The sequence below is a fragment of the Acinetobacter sp. WC-743 genome (assembly GCF_000335555.1).
In the GTDB taxonomy this organism is placed as follows: Bacteria; Pseudomonadota; Gammaproteobacteria; order Pseudomonadales; family Moraxellaceae; genus Acinetobacter; species Acinetobacter bereziniae.
The window spans coordinates 64,909-83,028 of record NZ_AMFQ01000071.1 but is presented as its reverse complement, the minus strand read 5'-3'; the positions used below and the strand labels follow the sequence as shown (position 1 = coordinate 83,028).

The 18,120-nt window shown below is 38.8% G+C and carries 16 protein-coding genes and 6 tRNA genes; 13 read left to right on the top strand and 9 right to left on the bottom strand.

Translation table 11 applies throughout. The features are described from left to right. Positions 1–407: 407 nt before the first annotated feature. From dapE to ACINWC743_RS09450, 3 genes are all read right to left on the bottom strand, one after another. Positions 408–1,541, bottom strand: coding sequence for a succinyl-diaminopimelate desuccinylase (gene dapE / locus ACINWC743_RS09460; protein ID WP_004830145.1), 1,134 nt, complete (start codon positions 1,539–1,541; stop codon positions 408–410). Positions 1,542–1,702: 161 nt separating this feature from the next. Further along, the gene (locus tag ACINWC743_RS09455; protein ID WP_004830144.1) at positions 1,703–1,843 is read right to left on the bottom strand and encodes an entericidin A/B family lipoprotein; all 141 of its coding nucleotides are present in this window, start codon (positions 1,841–1,843) and stop codon (positions 1,703–1,705) included. Positions 1,844–1,958: 115 nt separating this feature from the next. Further along, on the bottom strand, positions 1,959–2,804 hold the full coding sequence (locus ACINWC743_RS09450) for a DUF1853 family protein (RefSeq protein ID WP_009585210.1): 846 nt from the start codon (positions 2,802–2,804) through the stop codon (positions 1,959–1,961). A 214-nt stretch (positions 2,805–3,018) separates the two neighbouring features. Between ACINWC743_RS09450 and ACINWC743_RS09445 the strand changes: the two genes are divergently transcribed. From ACINWC743_RS09445 to ACINWC743_RS09410, 8 genes are all read left to right on the top strand, one after another. Then, the gene (locus ACINWC743_RS09445) at positions 3,019–3,411 is read left to right on the top strand and encodes a YbaN family protein (RefSeq protein WP_004830140.1); all 393 of its coding nucleotides are present in this window, start codon (positions 3,019–3,021) and stop codon (positions 3,409–3,411) included. A 284-nt stretch (positions 3,412–3,695) separates the two neighbouring features. Next, positions 3,696–3,771 (top strand) — tRNA-Val (locus tag ACINWC743_RS09440). Positions 3,772–3,792: 21 nt separating this feature from the next. Then, a tRNA-Asp gene (locus tag ACINWC743_RS09435) sits at positions 3,793–3,869 on the top strand. Positions 3,870–3,911: 42 nt separating this feature from the next. Continuing rightward, positions 3,912–3,988 (top strand) — tRNA-Asp (locus tag ACINWC743_RS09430). A 75-nt stretch (positions 3,989–4,063) separates the two neighbouring features. Next, positions 4,064–4,139, top strand: a tRNA-Val gene (locus ACINWC743_RS09425). Between the two features lie 8 nt (positions 4,140–4,147). Then, positions 4,148–4,224, top strand: a tRNA-Asp gene (locus ACINWC743_RS09420). A gap of 100 nt (positions 4,225–4,324) precedes the next feature. Next, positions 4,325–4,400: transfer RNA gene (locus ACINWC743_RS09415), tRNA-Val, on the top strand. A 77-nt stretch (positions 4,401–4,477) separates the two neighbouring features. Further along, positions 4,478–4,945 carry a DUF2750 domain-containing protein gene (locus ACINWC743_RS09410; protein ID WP_009585222.1) on the top strand — a complete coding sequence of 156 codons (468 nt, stop codon included), beginning with the start codon at positions 4,478–4,480 and terminating at the stop codon, positions 4,943–4,945. 29 nt (positions 4,946–4,974) lie between these two features. Here the strand turns inward: ACINWC743_RS09410 and ACINWC743_RS09405 are convergent, their stop codons facing one another. The 4 genes from ACINWC743_RS09405 to yccS all read right to left on the bottom strand — a co-directional run bounded on the left by ACINWC743_RS09405 (position 4,975) and on the right by yccS (position 11,537). Further along, positions 4,975–5,760 (bottom strand): YdcF family protein, encoded by a 786-nt coding sequence (locus ACINWC743_RS09405; protein ID WP_009585257.1) that lies wholly within the window; start codon positions 5,758–5,760, stop codon positions 4,975–4,977. Between the two features lie 133 nt (positions 5,761–5,893). Continuing rightward, complete coding sequence (locus ACINWC743_RS09400; protein ID WP_035300840.1) at positions 5,894–8,536, bottom strand: PepSY domain-containing protein; 2,643 nt, start codon at positions 8,534–8,536, stop codon at positions 5,894–5,896. A 166-nt stretch (positions 8,537–8,702) separates the two neighbouring features. Then, positions 8,703–9,263: a YcxB family protein gene (locus ACINWC743_RS09395; protein WP_004830134.1), complete on the bottom strand. Its 561-nt coding sequence runs from the start codon at positions 9,261–9,263 to the stop codon at positions 8,703–8,705. Between the two features lie 99 nt (positions 9,264–9,362). Beyond that, entirely contained in the window at positions 9,363–11,537 is a 2,175-nt protein-coding gene (gene yccS / locus ACINWC743_RS09390) for a YccS family putative transporter (protein ID WP_080633136.1), read from the bottom strand. Positions 11,538–11,683: 146 nt separating this feature from the next. Between yccS and ACINWC743_RS09385 the strand changes: the two genes are divergently transcribed. Further along, a complete protein-coding gene (locus ACINWC743_RS09385; RefSeq protein WP_005033703.1) occupies positions 11,684–12,898 on the top strand; it encodes a multidrug effflux MFS transporter in 1,215 nt (404 codons plus the stop codon). Positions 12,899–13,226: 328 nt separating this feature from the next. Continuing rightward, positions 13,227–13,682, top strand: coding sequence for an ABZJ_00895 family protein (locus ACINWC743_RS09380; protein WP_009585254.1), 456 nt, complete (start codon positions 13,227–13,229; stop codon positions 13,680–13,682). Between the two features lie 24 nt (positions 13,683–13,706). Here the strand turns inward: ACINWC743_RS09380 and ACINWC743_RS09375 are convergent, their stop codons facing one another. Further along, complete coding sequence (locus tag ACINWC743_RS09375; RefSeq protein ID WP_004830127.1) at positions 13,707–14,129, bottom strand: hypothetical protein; 423 nt, start codon at positions 14,127–14,129, stop codon at positions 13,707–13,709. Positions 14,130–14,680: 551 nt separating this feature from the next. On the opposite strand from ACINWC743_RS09375, the gene ACINWC743_RS09370 reads away from it, so the two are divergent. From ACINWC743_RS09370 to ACINWC743_RS24465, 3 genes are all read left to right on the top strand, one after another. Beyond that, on the top strand, positions 14,681–16,303 hold the full coding sequence (locus ACINWC743_RS09370; protein WP_009585211.1) for a mechanosensitive ion channel: 1,623 nt from the start codon (positions 14,681–14,683) through the stop codon (positions 16,301–16,303). An 81-nt stretch (positions 16,304–16,384) separates the two neighbouring features. After that, positions 16,385–16,549, top strand: a complete 165-nt coding sequence (locus ACINWC743_RS24470) for a hypothetical protein (RefSeq protein ID WP_009585208.1) — start codon at positions 16,385–16,387, stop codon at positions 16,547–16,549. Between the two features lie 150 nt (positions 16,550–16,699). After that, positions 16,700–16,852, top strand: a complete 153-nt coding sequence (locus ACINWC743_RS24465; protein WP_009585221.1) for a hypothetical protein — start codon at positions 16,700–16,702, stop codon at positions 16,850–16,852. Positions 16,853–16,870: 18 nt separating this feature from the next. Here ACINWC743_RS24465 and ACINWC743_RS09365 read toward each other — a convergent pair whose 3' ends face one another. After that, positions 16,871–18,070 (bottom strand): NAD(P)/FAD-dependent oxidoreductase, encoded by a 1,200-nt coding sequence (locus tag ACINWC743_RS09365; protein WP_009585227.1) that lies wholly within the window; start codon positions 18,068–18,070, stop codon positions 16,871–16,873. Positions 18,071–18,120: the final 50 nt, after the last annotated feature.

Below are 18,120 nucleotides of genomic sequence, written 5' to 3'. Positions count from 1 at the left end.
ACCAGATATGGCTTAAACAGGATTCTAGATTTTGATCAACATGATCAATGAAAGGGCAGGATTTTGATATTTGGAGAAGCACTTTATTCAACATATGAGATCATGGTTTTTTTGACGATGTGCCTATTAGCCAGTTCTCGGTTTAGATTGTTTGTTACTTTATAGGTTGAGGGGCAGTTATACCATCCATCTGGAGTCATTCTGTTTTGATCAACATCATGACTCTCTGCTTTAGGATCGCTTGTTTTAGGATGTGGGTTTTTGATGTTACCAGTCATGATGGTCTATGGGTCAATCGAATAATCAAACTTTGCGCATCATGTTCAATGAATGATTCTATGATCTACACATACCCTCTTGTTACAAGCTGAAATGGTTTAAAATCTTGATCAAACAGTTTGAATGCGTTACGCAAGCAACTCAACCAAAATTTGTTCATAAATTTCAGCCAATGGCTCTAGTTCATCAATATTCACGTGTTCATTAACTTGGTGGATGGTTGCATTAAGTACGCCCAGTTCAAGTACTTGTGCACCAGTGGGAGCGATAAAACGTCCATCAGAAGTACCGCCGCTAGTGGAAAGCTCGGTGTCGGTACCTGTTACGTTTTTAATGGCAGTTCGTGCGGCATTCACCAATTCACCTACAGGTGTCAAAAATGGTAAACCTGAAAGTGTCCATTCAATATCATAGCTCACTTGATGGCGATCAAGTATCTCTAGCACACGAGCTTTGAGTTGATCTGCTGTGACTTCAGTGGAGTAACGGAAATTAAAGGTTACTGTCATTGTACCTGGAACAACATTGGTTGCGCCTGTACCTGCTTGAATATTAGATACTTGGAACGAGGTTGCTGGGAAGTATTCATTGCCGTTGTCCCAAACAGTATCGCAAAGTTCTGCTAAGGCTTTGGATGCGGTATGAATCGGATTAATTGCCAAATGAGGATAGGCAACATGACCTTGTTTACCTTTTACTGTCAAGACGGCATTCAATGAACCACGACGTCCATTTTTAACGATGTCACCAAGGGTAGAGGTGCTTGAAGGTTCACCAACCAGACACCATGTCATTTTTTCATTACGGGCTTCTAATGTTTCGACCACTTTGACAGTACCATTGATTGAAGGACCTTCTTCATCAGAGGTAATCAAAAAAGCAATAGAACCCTTATGGTCAGGGTGGTTTTTAACAAAACGTTCAGAGGCAACCACCATTGCTGCCAAGGCTGTTTTCATGTCGGCACTACCGCGACCATAGAGCTTACCATCGCGGATTTCTGGTAAAAATGGATCTGATTGCCAAGCATCTAAATGACCTGTTGGAACAACATCGGTATGACCTGCAAAGCAGAAAACTGGCGAGCTAGTTCCACGTCTTGCCCAAAGATTGTCTACATCTTCAAAACGCATATTTTCAATATTAAAACCAATTGCAGACAAACGATCTGCCATGATATTTTGGCAATTGTGATCTACAGGTGTCACAGAGGGTTGACGAAGAAGCTGTAAACTGAGTTCTAAGGTATCCGAACGATTCATGGACATTGATCAAGTAAGAAAATTGAACAATATAATAGAGGAAGATAAAACTGAATGAAAACCCAAAAGCAGAGAAAGTCTAAAAGCTTTTAAATAAGCATGAAAAAGCCTTATCTGTGGCAGATAAGGCTTTCCAAAAATCAAATTTTGGTGGTTGTGAATTACATCTTATTTTCAACTTTTTCTGCAGAATTCGTAACCGCATCCCCCGCTTTAGACACATCCTTACCAACACCTTTAAAAGTGTTACAGCCAGACAAAACAAAAGCGAATAACATTGAAACTGCTAAAATTTTTTTCATTACTATCTCCGTGTTTCACGCGTTAATTACATTTATACTATACGAAATTATTTGAAATATATCGTTATGCTTTTATGAGTGGATTCGTAAAGCACTGTATGAAAAACGTGAATAATTAAGTCTTTGTGTCAAGAGAAGACAATAAAGGTGCTTGGCGATACATATAAAATTGCTGGGTATGATGGTCATGGTACAAGCCATTGCACCACCATTGAGCAGTTGTTGAACTTTGTTTTAAATCTGGACAAATCCATTCATGTCGCTGTAAGCGATATAAACCTTGTTCAATGTGCTGTCCCCATTGTCCCAATCTACGTTGTTGATTAATCCATGAAGGGAGTGGGGCGGTGTGTCTAAAATAGGGGATATACAATTGTCCTTTGAGTACAGCGCATTTTTTTTCGATGTTTCGATCTAAAACTTGGCTAAATTGAAATTGTTTTTCAGAGAAATGATTTAATTTACGAAATAAAGTATCACTACGATTTAAGCCATACCAACGTGCTAAATGTAAATCTGCTTCACCTAAATAGTATTTTAAAGCAACTTCCCAATGCTCAATTTGTTGGGTTAGACGATTTAACACCAAAAAATCAATTTCTCCTTTTGTATGTTTCCCCTCAATGATTTGAATACTATGTTGAATGAGTTGGTAATGTGGATTGGCTTCATCTTGTAACCAAAACCAGAACAAATATTCAAAACGTAAACCTAAACGCGTACTTTTGAGTTGTTGAACAAACTCAATTAATGTTGTTGGATTTTGGTCCAATTCATCTAAACGTGTTTGATAGGCGAGAAATTGTTGTTGCCAAAACTCAGTATTATGTAATTCAAAATGATGGTGAATCTGCAATTCATCAGGGAGTGCTTGAATAATATTTGGACTGGCAATGCAAAAAGCCAATTGGCGGACAATCGGATGCTGATATTTCAACCAGGGTTCAAAATAATCTGTCATTGCATCACATCTCAGGTTGAAACTTAGGATTAAATAAAGAGAGCATAATGTGGTGATTCAAGCAAAGAAGCTTATCGAGATGCAAGTTTAATTTGTTGAGTATCGGAAATAATGAACAACATGATTCTAAAATAAAATGAGCAGTGCCGTTTGAAAATATACAGCGTATATCATTTGAACGTTATACTGGGTTGTGCGTAGATTGAGTGAAGCTATGAAAATTTTGTTTTGGCGAACATTGGTGGTGTTATTTATTGTGCTTGGATTTATTGGCGCATTATTACCTGGAATGCCAACCACAGTTTTTCTGATTTTAGCTGCATGGGCAGCCTCAAAAGGTTGGCCTCAAGTTGATGCATGGTTAATGAATCATCCTAAATATGGTGCAACACTTCGAGCATGGCGAGAGAATGGTACTGTGCCACGTAAAGCGAAATGGATTGCCAGTATCATGATGTTGATCAGTGGCATTATCATGCTCTTTACCAATGCACCTTTGGCCGTTAAAATTTTCACTGATCTCACGATGTTTATTGTCGCAGTCTGGTTGTGGTTACGTCCTGAACCTCGTTCTGTTTTAACGGGCAAGCAGCAGGACCAGCAGTGATTGGGTAGATTTTAAATATACCCAATCCTCTAAAAGAGTTTTTAAAGTTGTCATACAATAAAGCTGTAATACTGGAAATATCACTTAACCTACGAATCAAAGACAATAATAGTTGTTGAATGGATATTTGATAAATAGATAAATAATAAACAAAAAAGAATAAATTAAATTAAAATGATCTATTTTTTAATCACTCACGCCTAAAATACTTAAAACATAGAGAAAAGCGTTTGACACACAGTAAAGATTCTCTATAATGCACCTCACAAACGATGAAGTCGTTAGGGCGCTTAGCTCAGTTGGTAGAGCGTCTGCCTTACAAGCAGAATGTCGGCGGTTCGATCCCGTCAGCGCCCACCAAGCTTTAACGTTGAATTTAGTGCAGCGGTAGTTCAGTTGGTTAGAATATCGGCCTGTCACGCCGAGGGTCGCGGGTTCGAGTCCCGTCCGCTGCGCCATTAAATTCAAGAATCGTTTGTATCGCAATAATATGTTGAAGTGCAGCGGTAGTTCAGTTGGTTAGAATATCGGCCTGTCACGCCGAGGGTCGCGGGTTCGAGTCCCGTCCGCTGCGCCACTTTACAGAAAAATTGTGAACAGGTGTAATAACCTAATTAGAGTGTAGATAGATTTTTATTTATTGACTCGTTTAGGGCGCTTAGCTCAGTTGGTAGAGCGTCTGCCTTACAAGCAGAATGTCGGCGGTTCGATCCCGTCAGCGCCCACCATATAAAACGCAGCGGTAGTTCAGTTGGTTAGAATATCGGCCTGTCACGCCGAGGGTCGCGGGTTCGAGTCCCGTCCGCTGCGCCATTTATCTTGATATCCTGAGATTAAGATATCCAAATGTAAAATGATTGTTCTTTTTACATCTCATTTAGTTTAAGCAGTGCAACATTGTTTATTCTCCTCAGGGCGCTTAGCTCAGTTGGTAGAGCGTCTGCCTTACAAGCAGAATGTCGGCGGTTCGATCCCGTCAGCGCCCACCAAGTTTTCTTTCTTCTATTTATTTATTTTAAAATTTTGTGTAGAATATCTATATAATTATTTTAAAAATAAGTATCTTATGCGAAATCCATATCAACGCAAGGCTGCGTCTTCGGTACAGAAAAATACTGCTCAAGCGACAGATCAATATAAGGCATTTATCGAAAAAATAGTGTCTGATGCTAAAGTTTTTGCACTTTATGATGAAGGTTGGGCTTTATGTGCAACTCCTACAGGACAACAAGCTGTAGCAGTATGGCACAGTAAGAGTCTGGCGCAATTATTGGTCAAAGACAACTGGAGCCGTTTCGATGTTCAGGAAGTCAATTTTATTTCTTTTATCGAGCAAATGATTCCTTTTATTCAACAAAATGATACTTTGCTGTCAATCAATTTAACCCCTGAAGGGCAGAATATTTTGGTGTCAGGACGTAAGTTCTTGTTGGACATAAAAAGTTATTTATATCAGCTTTACATAGCTCAACCTGAGCTTTTTCGAGATCAAACCCGAATCCCTTTACCACGCAAGATTCGGATACATCCTTGATAGATGGAGTGAATGGCGTTGTATTTAATTTAATACTCTCCAAGTACCCAACCGCTGATATATGCAAAATATTCTCTTAACCATGCGTTATATCGAGTACTCAAGGGTGTTTCGGCCCCAATCGTGATGAAGTTGCGATAACCTTGTTTTTTTGCGATCGCCGCTGCACGTAGCGTATGGAAATCACTGGTGACAATTGCAATTTTTGAATTTAAAGACAAATCATGCTGCTGCAAAATAGCTTGGCTGTTCTTGAGGTTTAAATCTGTACTGGTACTTTTATTTTCTTGAAGAATTCTATAGGGTTGAATCTTATAATTTTCCTCTAAGTAGTTGGACATAATTTCAGCCTCAGTTTTAATCTCACCAAAATCTTTCCCACCACTTACAATAATCGATGTTTGTGGTTGTTGTTGTGCAATATTCCCTGCGCGATCTAAGCGCTTGGCGAGTGTAGGTGACGCTTTACCTTGTGTTATTCCACTACCTAAAACAATGATTGCATCTAAACCATTCTCAGCATGATTTTGTTGTGTTTTAAAATGGATATAGCCAAAAAAGCCAATGAGACTGATCAACCAAATTCCAAACACAGACCAGCCTAAACGCCAGAGTTTTTTAAGTTTGCTGTGATGTACCAGATATTGTTGGATTACCTTTCCCCATATGGCGGTGCAGATAAAGCCCAAACCAATCAATAAGGGTAAGAGAGTGCCTAAATGAATTTTTTTATACAGCAGCAAAATAAAGCCATCAAGAAATAATAATAAGCCGATAATGAATAGGCTTAAACGCAATAATTTATTTTTGTTCATGGTCTGTGATAAATAATGTCATCCAGCGTACATTGTAAACGATCTATAGCAATTGAGGTTAGTGAAAAACAAACCGAGCAATTATGCTCGGTTTGATGGGCTTATTTAGAACTGTTTAGATGCTATAAGTAGCTTAGTAAACATCACGTCGATAACGTCCATCTAGGCGTAATTGTTCAACTGTATCTTGCCCTAGAATATCAATCAAAGCTTGATCAACATCGCTTGCCATACCTTCAATGCTTCCGCAAACATAGATCACGGCATCATTGGCAATCCATTTCCGAACTTCATCAGCATGATCACGCAGTTTATGGTGAACATAGACTTTTTCTGCTTGATCACGGGAAAAAGCCAAGTCGATTCGTTGTAGCATTGCTGTATTTTGCCAAGCTTGAATAGTCTCTTTGAAGAAGAAATCATGTGCTTGCTGACGTTCACCAAAAATTAACCAGTTTTCCGTATAATCCAAGCGAACACGGGCATGGATTAAACTCATTAAACCTGCAATCCCTGTTCCATTTCCAATACAGATAATCGGGCGATTATCCGTGATTAGATGGAATGAATCATTATTGCGAATTCTTAACGCAACTTTGTCACGCAATTTTAAGTGTGAGGTCAACCAGCCTGAACCTAAACCAAGTTCACCTTGAGCATCACGTTGTTGACGAACCACTAAACGTAATACCTGCTGACTTGGAATACTGGCAATGGAGTACTCACGAGTAGGCAGGGTAGGCAACTGCTCAAGTAAATGCTCCATATTGGCAAAAGGCTCAACTTCGACAGTTAAGTCCCGATCCCAAAGGATATTTTTAATCGATTGTTGCTCATGTGAATCGACAGCTGTATCTGGATTAATTTGGTATTTATCTAAAAATTGTTGAATACGCTCAAGGCTATTTCCAGTTTGTATTTCTGCAATATCACCGGCTTGCCAGACTGTTTCATGACAGGCATGAAGTTCAATGTTGAAAGCTGGTGCGCCCAAGCTCTCTGGATTGAGTAATTCTCGTTTGCTCAAATGCCATTGATCAAACACTTTATCAATCGACATGGTTTGCAGGTCAAGTTTGGTGGCTTGAATTAAAGCTTTATTCCATTGTTGAATATCGCTATTGCTGCCATTATTCACTTCGATGGTCGTAAATAATTGCTGTGCGCCAGATTGTTTTAACCAGTGATCTATACGATGACCAAAACTACAGTAAGTTTCAGGATAGTCTTGCGAGCCTAAGGCTAAAACGGCATATTTGAGATGAGACAGATCTAATGATTTACTCATTAACTTCTTCTCAAAATGTGATGCTAAATCAGGTGCTTCACCAGTACCATAAGTGCTGGCAATCCATAAAACTTGTTTTGCTTGTTTTAAATCTTCTTCAGAAAGCTGTTGAGCAGATTTTACTGTAGTGGGTTGATGTGCTTCTTGTAGACTGATAGAAGTACGCCATGCCAATTGTTCAGATACACCTGTCTGTGAAGCATAAACAATTAACCACGGAGTTGCATCCGGATCAATTTGAATTGCTGAGCCAGATTGTTTTGCCGCAAGGGTTAATTTCTTTTGTTTACGACGTTTTAAGTACAACATCCATCCCGTGATAAAGAACAACGGCATTGCCAATGCGGCAAGCATAATGATGAATTGGAACACTGGACCAAAAAAGCTACCGCGATGAACAGGTAACATACTGCTCATGATTTTTTCATTCAGCGGTTTAACTTCATATAAATCAACTTTTTCAATTTGAGCTTTTTGATAATCATAAATCGCTTTGTTTCGTGCGCGCTCGTGTTGAGGAATTGCATCAACAAATGTCAGTTCGACCTTACCATCAGCTTTTTTAGGAATCGAAATTGTTAGGGTCGAATAATCACGTTTGATTTGTGAGTTAAAACCATTCCATGTTTGTATTAGGACTTGTTGAATCTGTTCAGGTTTTAGCCCTTCATTCGCTTCTCGATGACCACCACGCGGATGTTGATCACGTCCTTGCGCTGAAAGATTGGACGGTGTACGTGTTGGTTGCGGGTCTGCGGTATTGCTTTGGCGCCCTTTGCCTTCACCCATGCGAGGTGCTTGCATTTCGGGTTGAGGTCTTTCAACGCCCATCACCTTGAACATCCCGTCACGCCACCAGTCATATGACCAATACAACCCTGTACATGCTAGAAGTAAATAGAAAATAACAACCCAAGTTCCAACCACTGCATGCAAATCCCAAAGGAAATTACGACCTTTGAGTTTAGGCTTTATTGCAAACCATTGTTTGAAAGAATGTTTTTTTGGCCAGCGAAGATATAAGCCACTGAGTACAAAGAAGATCAGCATCAATGTACTTGCACCAGTAATCTGTTTGCCGACTTCGCCTACAGTGAGATTACGGTGAAGTTGCTGGATAAATTGGAAAAAATCTTTGCCTTTAACTTCAGGCAAGATTTCTGCTGTATAGGGGTTAACCATGATGGTATACCCTCTACGTGCACCTTCTTTAACAATATTAATATTTGACGCTTCTTCAGGTGCTTTGGCGACAGTGATACTGTTAATCTTCATTTCAGGATTTTGAACTTGAAAATGTTGATAAATTTCAGCAGGAGTTAACTTTGCATGATTTTCAACTTTTACAGTAAAACTGTCTGGATTTAACCATCTTTGAATCGGTTGTTCATAAGAATAGATTGCACCAGTAACCCCCATAATCGAAAGGATCAAGCCCGCTGTAATGCCTAAAAACCAGTGTATTTGGAAAAAAGTCTTTTTAAACATGGTGATGGAAAGGGAAGAATTGTTTGATCACAGATTATAGCTGAATATCTAGGAGAGATAATGAATTTTGCAGATAATATTTATTCTCATTATCATTTTTATTAAAATAGTCATCATAAATGTAAAAAAACCTCCAACGATGGAGGTTTTGTGAAGTTTTTACTGTTTACAGTGTTTTTGCTTCACCGACTGATTCTTTAAGATGTTTGCGTAAAGTCTCGAATGGAAAATTTTTGCTGTCCATACGCTTAGGTAAAATATACGCACCTTGCTGACCTTTTACTTTAAAATTCACAAGTAAAAATTCTGGTGTGTTATACCATTCATAAACATCTTTCCAGCCAATCGTACCGACACCTTCTTGTACGCCCATTTGCTGACGCATTACGATACCGCTTGGCTGTACACCGAGTTTGACACCTTTGATTTCTTGAACTGGAAACTCATTCATCTTACGTTTTACATACCATTCAAGCCCAAATTTGCGCACTAAAAGATAAATCGCCACACAGGCAAGAATGACCCAAAAAATAATGGTCGAGTAGTTTTTAATTAACGCAATACCCAAGATTGAAAGGACAACAGCGACACCCATGATTGCCCAAGCTTTAGTCCCAATTTTATTGGTACTGCGCCAAATCGCAAGTTGAGCACTACGTTGTTCGGCTTCCGATACTTCGTATGGAACTGGTTGTAAGGTATAAGCGTAAATATTCTTGGCAGTCATAGTGTCAGTAATGTATGTAAATCTAGTCAGAGTTTAGCACTAAATCCCAAGATTTAGTGCGCCTATTGTACCAAATATCTAGGCAAATTTTACGCTCTTTTATAAAGAAGCTAATTCTGTAGATTGATCGTCACGGGCATGGCTTAAATTTTGTTTGAGGCTACTCAATTGTTTGAGGATACTAAACATTAATGAAAGTTGTTGAAGAATAATCAATGACTTAGAGTCATCTGCTTCTGACTGCCCCAAACGGGTACGAATCGCTTGCAGCATATTATGTGCTGTTAAATCAGGCATTTCATCCCGTAACAAGGCACCACGGATATCATCCAAAGCTTGATCCAGTAGATTTAAAACTTGCTGATCCTGGATTTTTTCACGATGTGCACCCAATGCAGCGATATAACTAAGGAAGGTATGATTTAAGCATAAAAACTCAAAAGCCAATGTTTTTTGACTTTGGTCAAAATCTGGTTCCGTTGCTAAAGTTGAAATCAATGATGCAACTTCAGCATCCGTATTGTGGGCTGCTCGACGAACAATTCGATAGTTCAAACTGTTATTACGTCCCTGATGATATTGAGTAACAACATCAGCCAAATAATTACATTGCGCTTCCAGAGAACGTTGAATGGTTCTTGGCAAACGACGGAATCTCCAATCTGGAAAAATAAAGCTCACGCCAAACCATGCCAAGGCACACCCAATCACCGTATCAATCATACGGGGTAGAGCTGCTTCAAAGCCCAGCCCATCTAAGTTAAAGTTGATCAGTGCCATGATGGTAATGAACGCTGTAGCTTGTGCGTATTGTTTACTGCGGAGGTCGAAAAATAACACACCACTTATCACAAGCAACAACAGTTGCCCTTCGATGGAAGGTACAAAGAATAAGATGGCATAACCTAAAATAATGCCACCGAGTGTCCCCACGATACGTAATCTTAGGCGGCGTTTGGTGGCATTGAAATTTGGTTGGCTGACAAAAAGTGCTGTTAATAAGATCCAATAACCATATTGAATATTGGTCAATTGCACAAAAACGTAACCGATAAATAAAACCACAGAAACCCGAATCGCATGTCTAAACAAGACCGATTCAGGGGTTAAATTTTGTTTAATACGGATAACAATATCATCCCAGCCTTTTAAATCATCATCTTTCAGTTGTTGTTCAACATTTTTATTTTGATCATATTTAATATGACGTTCAGTCTCTAAGTTCTGTAATTGGGCATCAATAGATTTTAAGTTTTGATAAAGTGCAAATAATGAGTTGATCCAAATGAGGTCATAGTGTTCTTCTTTTCTGAGCTTATTTAAAGACTGTTTTAAATTTTTAAAGGCATATTCAAAGCGGGCATTATGTTGGTATGTGGTCCGATGTAAAATGCTATCACTTAAATCCTTACATGCTTTGCCTTGTAGTGCCAAAATACGTTGAAAGCGAAATAAAACATCACTATGTTCAAACATTTTTGCCAGTTTTTGATAATCAATGTGTGCTGAATCCGCACGCTCATGTATATCTTGTGCTACAAAGTAATATTGCAAACTACGCCGTGTATCACGTTGCCCACGGTCGCCTTTGAGACGGGTGAGTAGTGCTGTGCGCATATCGTTAAAAATGCTAATCAGCTGACCATTCTCCATGGACAGGCTAATCATGCTGTCTTGGTAACTGGTCGCTGTCATATCGACATCAAATAAGTTGGATTTGGAAAAAAGAAAATTACCCAATGATGAAAAACATTGGGACAGCTTGTCTTGGACCTGACGTACTGGGAAGAGCAAAAAACTGATGGTGGAAATGAGACCGTACCAAATCGCTCCAATCACTAACAGACTTGGTTGGATATACCAATGCTCAAAAAGATGAACGCCAAGCATAGAATAAACTGAAACGACCAAGCAGCCATAAGAAATGGTGGCATAGCGTCGTCCCAAAGAACCCAATAAAATCCATCCGATACAAGAAACAATTAAACCTAAAGCAAAAAGTACAGGATAAGGGAACAACAAACTCACTGAGGCAGCGGTGATAAAGAATCCAATATAGGTATAAATCAAATTCATGATCCGTACTGAAAAGCGATCATCAATATCACTCAGACCGGCTGCAACTACACCCAAGGTCAATGGAATGGTCATCAACTGCTGACCCAATAAATAAGGGACAAAAGCAGTGCCTGTAAAGGCAATGACCATCCTCAAGTTATACATGAAACTTGTGTTATAGGTGGCTTTTCGTAGTTTTAACAGCCATGTGTTCAAAGGAAATCCTTATTCAATCGATACGGTGTTATTGCTGGGGTGCTTGTTTTATTGCTGAGGTGATTTTTCACTTATCTTTGTGACACATCTTACAACGGACAGTGTAAACTTGTTCGCAATATTTAGTATGAAATTATAAACGATCTATGTCTGAAAAAAACGCTGGTCAACAGTATTCAACAGGTTGGATTATGCTTTTGGCACTATTTACCTCGTTAGGTCCTTTATCTATCGATATGTATTTGCCAGCACTCCCACAAATGGCGCAAGATTTTAATGTCACCACCCAACAAGTTGCCAATACTTTACCTGCATATTTCTTGGGCTTGGCTGTAGGGCAATTGATCTATGGTCCGATCAGCGACCGCATAGGTCGTAAAAAGCCACTTTACTTTGGTATGACCTTATTCGCTTTTGCCAGCTTATTATGCGTTTTAGCTCCTGATCATTGGTCATTGATTGCTGCGCGAATTTTACAGGCTTTGGGAGGTTGTGTAGGTGTGGTCATGGCACGCGCAGCCATTCGAGATCGTTTAGATGTTCAAGGTTCTGCTCAAGCTTTTGCCAGCATGATGATTGTGATGGGAATCGCGCCTATTCTTGCGCCATCTATAGGTGCTGCAATTCTGTATTTCTTTCACTGGCAAACAGTATTTGTTGCTTTATTTTTAATTGGCTTGATCTGCTTAGCCTGTGTTCATTTCTTATTTAAAGAAACTTTAGCGCCATCACGTAGACTTCAACTGAATTTTAGTCAGGTTTTTATTTTATATGCTGCTATTTTTAAAGATCGAAGTTTTCGCTTTCCAATGATGGCAGGTTGTTTTACAGGGGCTGCGCTATTTTGTTATATCAGCTCCGCAGCAGCGGTATTGATGGATGGCTATCATTTAACACAACAACAGTTCGCAATTGCTTTTGGTTTTAATGCTTTTGGTATTATTTTACTGTCCTCAATCAATAAACGTTTAGCCAATCGTTTTTCAGTGATCCGCCGTTTAACCATGGGGGGATTGATTCAGGTTGCAGGTGCATTAATTATCGTGGGAGCGGGTTTAATGTCTCACGCGCCGTTAGTGGTTGTTATGCTGGGTTTATTCTTGACTGTTTCAGGGATCGGCTTTACAGGACCTAATGCAATGGCACTCGCCATGTCAGAACAAGGTTCAAGAGCAGGTACAGCCAGTGCAATTATGGGCAGTATGCAGTTTGCTTGTGGTTTATTGGGTGGTGTGGTGTTGAACTTTTTAGTTTGGAATCACTTATTCAATATGGGGATATTGATGTTGGCTTTTACTGTCGCAGGATTCTTGGCAATTTTAAAAGTATCGCAACAACTTAAGCTCAAACAACTTTCATAAATTCCAAGCCATTTTTTACACAAGGCATAGAAAAGATCAAATATAAAAAACAAAAGCCGACGATTCGAGTGATGAGTAAATCGTCGGCCAAAATACTTCGTTTATAAAGATTCAGGCTGCTATTCTAAATCTTGAAGAAGCATAAGTTTTTAGTCTCTCTGGGGGAGTTAAGGTCTCCAAATTTAACTGCGGATGCCGTGCAATAAACTTGGTTGCTGCAGACCTTATACTTATATAACGACAACAGTTTCTGATTGGTTGACAAGAAAATGAAAAAAAATTTAAAAAATTTTATAATGTCGGTCTCATTGCAATTTAAGTTGACACTATGGTCTCTTTAAATAAATATTTTTTATGGTTTTTTCTACTTTGTTTAGTGTTAACAATGATTGCTGGCATATTGGCGGCAATTTTACCCAATGAGATTGCAGGTGTGTTCACTGCGCTACCTTATTTACTTGCCATGATTATTGTATTGTATCGTTTTCTTAAACAACAACATCGAGCGCCAACCGATCAAGAACGTAGAAGTTTAACCTTAGGTTTTACGCTCATTTTCTGGACTTATAATATATTGGGCGTTTTCGCGGGCGTCTGGTTTTTTTCTCGCAACGACCCTGAAATTTGGCAATCATTCATTGCCTATATGCAAAATATCCGATTTTTGAGCACGATACTTATTATGCTTCTTTTGCTTGCCGTTCCGCTCTTTTTAATTACTTATTGGTTTTATGGAACGCAAGCAAAACGAATGGCGGCAAAAATGTTTGAGAATGAAAATTAGGTTTGCTGGTGTGCTAGCTAAAGATCAATGCACAAACATATCCATAAATTCACGTAACTCCTGAATCGCGACTTCAATATCAGTGGTCAGCCAAGTGGGTTCAAAAATACCAGCATAATGTTCTAAACGATCTTGAGGCACGACCAGACGTATTGGACAGTCTTCTTCGAGTAAGCGCCAAGGAATAATAGGAACTTCATTGTCAAGAAAGGAGTTGATATTACGAATGTCAATGATCATGGCATTGATACATTCAGGGAAGGGCATTACTGAAAATTCATCAGTACGTCTACGGAAATATTCCAGATCTCCCCACTTTAAAATATAGCTAGGCTTACTAAACTCAATGATTCCGATTAAATGATCATCTCTAGATGTATGTAAGAAGCATTGATGAGTGACATCGGTGTCTAAATCGAGTGCGACACTTTGTCGTTGATATGCCATATATACAATAGTCAACAAAAATGGGGTACATATTATAGCCCATTTATCTGTCTCTTACCGCTTTAGATTAAAATTTACTTTTACTTAAAATATTTTACACAAAGTTGATGAATAGACTGATAGTATAAAAATACATCAAGTTGATGGAGGTGGATGTCATGAGACACGATTTCAATAAACCATCTTACGTAACCAGTAATGAAGAGATTACACATAAGAATCGCCTACCAATTTATATGCTTATTCTTGTGGGATTATTTCTTGTATCATTGCTTATTTATATGGCGGCCGATTGGCTCTAATTTAAAACTTATCAATAATTTAAACTATACATTAAGCAGAAACCCTAGTCAGCAAGCTAGGGTTTTTTGATTCTGCTTAGTATTTATGCTTTGTTTTGTTGTATTTATGCAGTAAAAATTGATCGTTATATAAGCAAATTATAAAGTAAAAGAGTAGTTCATCACGCTTTCTGTTGAAAATAAGAATGATGCTTGGAGTCATTTGAGCACACTCAAATTGTTATAAATCTATGACTTGAGGGAATAAAAATGAATGAAATTTTACACACTCAGGGGAATTTTGATGCCATGTATTATTGGAATCAATTTCACCCAATTTTAGCCGCTGTAGCTATCCTGATTGTCGGATGGATTATTGCATTGGTTGTCGCAGCAGGTTTTAGAAAAATCCTAGAGAAACTGGGAACAAATTCGAAATTATCTTCTGCCACAGGGCATCGTTCAAACATCGAAAGTATCCTTTCCAGAATTATTTTCTGGGTGGTCATGGTCATTGCTGTCATTGGCGCGCTTAATGTACTGAATTTGAACAGTGTGAGTAGCCCATTCAGTTTGATGATTCAACAATTCTTATTGTTTATCCCGCAACTATTGGCTGCTGTAGCAATAGGATTCATTGGTTGGATTGTAGCAAACCTCGTCAAGGTTGGGCTAAAAAAAGCTTTGGATCGTACTCAACTTGATGAAAAGCTAAGTGCAGATGTGGGTGTTAGCCCAATCAGTCATAACATTGCTGATATTGTTTACTGGTTGATTTTGTTATTGTTTCTGCCGATTGTTCTGTCGATCTTAGGCTTACAAGGATTATTAGTTCCTGTTCAATCTATGTTGAATGAAGCCATCTCTTATTTACCTAATATTTTCATTGCAGGTGTAATCATTTTTGTCGGTTATATTTTGGCAAAAATTGTGCGTGGGATCGTAGAGGGCTTAATCAGTAGCTTAAATTTACAAAGCCAAGCTGAAAAAGTGGGGCTATTTAAAAACTCAGATCAGGGCTTATCTAAGTTTTTAGGTTCATTTGTTTTTGCTGTGGTCATGATTACTGCTTTAATCGTGGCATTTGAAGCTTTAGGGATACAGGCAATTTCACAACCTGCAACAATGATGCTCGGTGAAATTATGTATGCGATTCCACATATTATTGCAGCGGGATTAATTTTAATCGTTGCCTATGTGGTGTCTCGTTTTGTGGGGCGTTTGGTTGCTGAAGTTGTTGCAGGAACTGGTGTAGATTCAATTCCTGCTAAATTAGATGTGCAACGCTTTTTAGGTGAAACTAAAGTTTCTTGCATCATTGGATATTTGATCGTGTTCTTTACTATGTTGTTTGCAGTTTCAGAAGCTGCGAATCGACTCGGTTTTGAGCAGGTCAGTGGTCTGATCTCGATGTTCATTCACTTTGGTGCGAATATTCTCTTGGGTGCAGTGATATTGGTTATTGGTTTCTGGTTGGCCAATATCGTGGCAAATATTGTACAACGTGGAGAATATAACAGCTCGAGATGGTTAGGAAATCTTGTTCGTGTATTGATCATGGGCTTAGTGATTGCAATGGGCTTAAAAGCCATGGGTATCGCAGACTCTATTGTCAATCTTGCATTTGGCTTAACCTTAGGTTCTGTGGCTGTAGCATTTGCTTTGGCATTCGGCTTAGGTGGTCGTCAACCTGCTGAACGTGTTTTAACAGATTTGATTGACAAAGCAAAACAACAAGCAAATCAACCGAATCCTCTAAATCAAAAAAATACAGATTCCGTTGTCCCTCCGGCAACAGATTCTAGTCAAGTCACAGCGGATACACCTACGATCGAAAATGAATATAAATCTTTAACCGATTCATTTAAAGAGGATAAAGATGACCCGAATTAACATGTAAATCCTTACAAAGATCGATCAGGATTAAAGCTTGATCGATTTTTTATTCTAAGGTCAAAAATAAGGGAGATTGAGATGTCCAAGAAAAAGCCAAATAATTTTATTGCTCCAATTGTGATCGCAGGTATTACGGTTGGTTTTTTAGCAAGTGCATATAAATTTGTTTTTGCAAAACCGAAGAAGCAACAAGCGGATTATGTTGAAAAACAAGATGAATCTCAAAATAAATCCCAACCGTGATTGATTAGGCATGTGTGAAGTTGTTTATATGATGTTTTTCTTGAAAAGAGATAGACATCGGCTGATTTATTGTCTAAATTTAAGTCATTCATATGCAAGAAGTAAAACACCAATCGAGCTGAATAAAAGTCATTTTTAAAGGAAATAGAAATGAAAATAATCCACTTTGTACAAAAAATTCATCAGTCTTTATTTGTAAAAAAAGATCGCCCGAATCAGATGGATTTAGCCATTCAGCGTGTTACGCAGAAGCAGCAAAATCAAAATCAGCTCATTTTATTTAAAACTGATTATTTAGAATAAGTTGTTTCGTGCGCTTGTTTAGACATATTCAGATGCGGCATGTGCTGAAGCCCATGCCCATTGAAAATTAAACCCACCGAGATGCCCAGTGACATCTAGGACTTCACCAATAAAAAACAAACCTTTTTGCTTTTTACTTTCCATGGTTTTGGAAGAAACCTCAGTAGTATCTACCCCACCTAAAGTCACCTCAGCTGTTCGATAACCTTCTGTACCCGAAGGTTTGACCTCGAATTGATGTAATTGCTTGGCGATGTGCTCAAGCTTTTCATCACTGAGTTGTCCGATGGCTGTTTCTGCCCATGTTGACCAAACCAGATTTTGTAATTCAATCACCACACTTTTTGGTAAGTGTTCAGTCAATAATGTTCTCAGCAAAACTTTAGGCTGAGTATGTTTTTTTGCCTTGAAGAAATCCAACAATCCGAAACTTGGTAAAAAATCGATATTAAAAGTCTGCCCTGCATTCCAGTAGTTGGACAGTTGTAATGAACTTGGGCCACTTAAACCACGATGGGTAAACAATAAGGCTTCAGTAAAACTGTTGAGGTCGTTGGAAAGTGTTGCTTCAACCGCGTTACCACTCAGACGTGTGGTCACTTCTTTAAATTGATCTGAGAATGTAAAGGGGACTAAGCCAGCGCGTGTTGGAAAGATGTGATGACCAAACTGTTTAGCAATTTCATAGCCAATCCCTGAGCCTCCTAAAGTGGGTATAGATAAACCACCTGAAGCAACCACAACAGACTCAGCTTGAAAATAGCCTATATTGGTTGCCACCTGAAAATGATCTTCCGCACTACACGTTACCGCTTTGACTTCACAACTGGTTTTAATGTCGACCAAATGAGTTTTTTCACATTCCTTGAGTAGCATGGCTAAAATTTCTTTGGCGCCATTCAGGGTAAATAGTTGTCCGTGTTTACGTTCTTCATAGTCGATGCCATATTCGCAAACCAGACCAATAAAATCCCAATTGGTATAACGACTAAGGGCAGAAATAACAAAATGCGGATTATGTGAAATAAAATTGTCAGGTTCGACATAAAGGTTGGTGAAATTACACTTTCCACCACCAGACATGAGGATTTTTTTACCGACTTTATTGGCTTTCTCTACGACCAAGACTTTACGCCCACGTGCAGCAGCTTTGGCTGCAAGCATTAAACCTGAAGCACCTGCACCAAGGACTACCACATCGTATTGGTTCGAAGACATAACACACTCATGAAAATGACAAGCAGGGGATTATAGACAAATTTAGGCAA

Coding starts and splice junctions, on each gene's coding strand:
- ACINWC743_RS09375 (WP_004830127.1), bottom strand. CDS start 14,129: ATGGCATATCAACGACAAAGTGTCGCACTCGATTTAGACACCGATGTC.
- ACINWC743_RS09395 (WP_004830134.1), bottom strand. CDS start 9,263: ATGACTGCCAAGAATATTTACGCTTATACCTTACAACCAGTTCCATAC.
- ACINWC743_RS24470 (WP_009585208.1), top strand. CDS start 16,385: ATGTCCAAGAAAAAGCCAAATAATTTTATTGCTCCAATTGTGATCGCA.
- ACINWC743_RS09400 (WP_035300840.1), bottom strand. CDS start 8,536: ATGTTTAAAAAGACTTTTTTCCAAATACACTGGTTTTTAGGCATTACA.
- ACINWC743_RS09365 (WP_009585227.1), bottom strand. CDS start 18,070: ATGTCTTCGAACCAATACGATGTGGTAGTCCTTGGTGCAGGTGCTTCA.
- ACINWC743_RS24465 (WP_009585221.1), top strand. CDS start 16,700: ATGAAAATAATCCACTTTGTACAAAAAATTCATCAGTCTTTATTTGTA.
- ACINWC743_RS09405 (WP_009585257.1), bottom strand. CDS start 5,760: ATGAACAAAAATAAATTATTGCGTTTAAGCCTATTCATTATCGGCTTA.
- ACINWC743_RS09385 (WP_005033703.1), top strand. CDS start 11,684: ATGTCTGAAAAAAACGCTGGTCAACAGTATTCAACAGGTTGGATTATG.
- ACINWC743_RS09410 (WP_009585222.1), top strand. CDS start 4,478: ATGCGAAATCCATATCAACGCAAGGCTGCGTCTTCGGTACAGAAAAAT.
- ACINWC743_RS09370 (WP_009585211.1), top strand. CDS start 14,681: ATGAATGAAATTTTACACACTCAGGGGAATTTTGATGCCATGTATTAT.
- ACINWC743_RS09450 (WP_009585210.1), bottom strand. CDS start 2,804: ATGACAGATTATTTTGAACCCTGGTTGAAATATCAGCATCCGATTGTC.
- dapE (WP_004830145.1), bottom strand. CDS start 1,541: ATGAATCGTTCGGATACCTTAGAACTCAGTTTACAGCTTCTTCGTCAA.
- ACINWC743_RS09445 (WP_004830140.1), top strand. CDS start 3,019: ATGAAAATTTTGTTTTGGCGAACATTGGTGGTGTTATTTATTGTGCTT.
- ACINWC743_RS09455 (WP_004830144.1), bottom strand. CDS start 1,843: ATGAAAAAAATTTTAGCAGTTTCAATGTTATTCGCTTTTGTTTTGTCT.
- ACINWC743_RS09380 (WP_009585254.1), top strand. CDS start 13,227: ATGGTCTCTTTAAATAAATATTTTTTATGGTTTTTTCTACTTTGTTTA.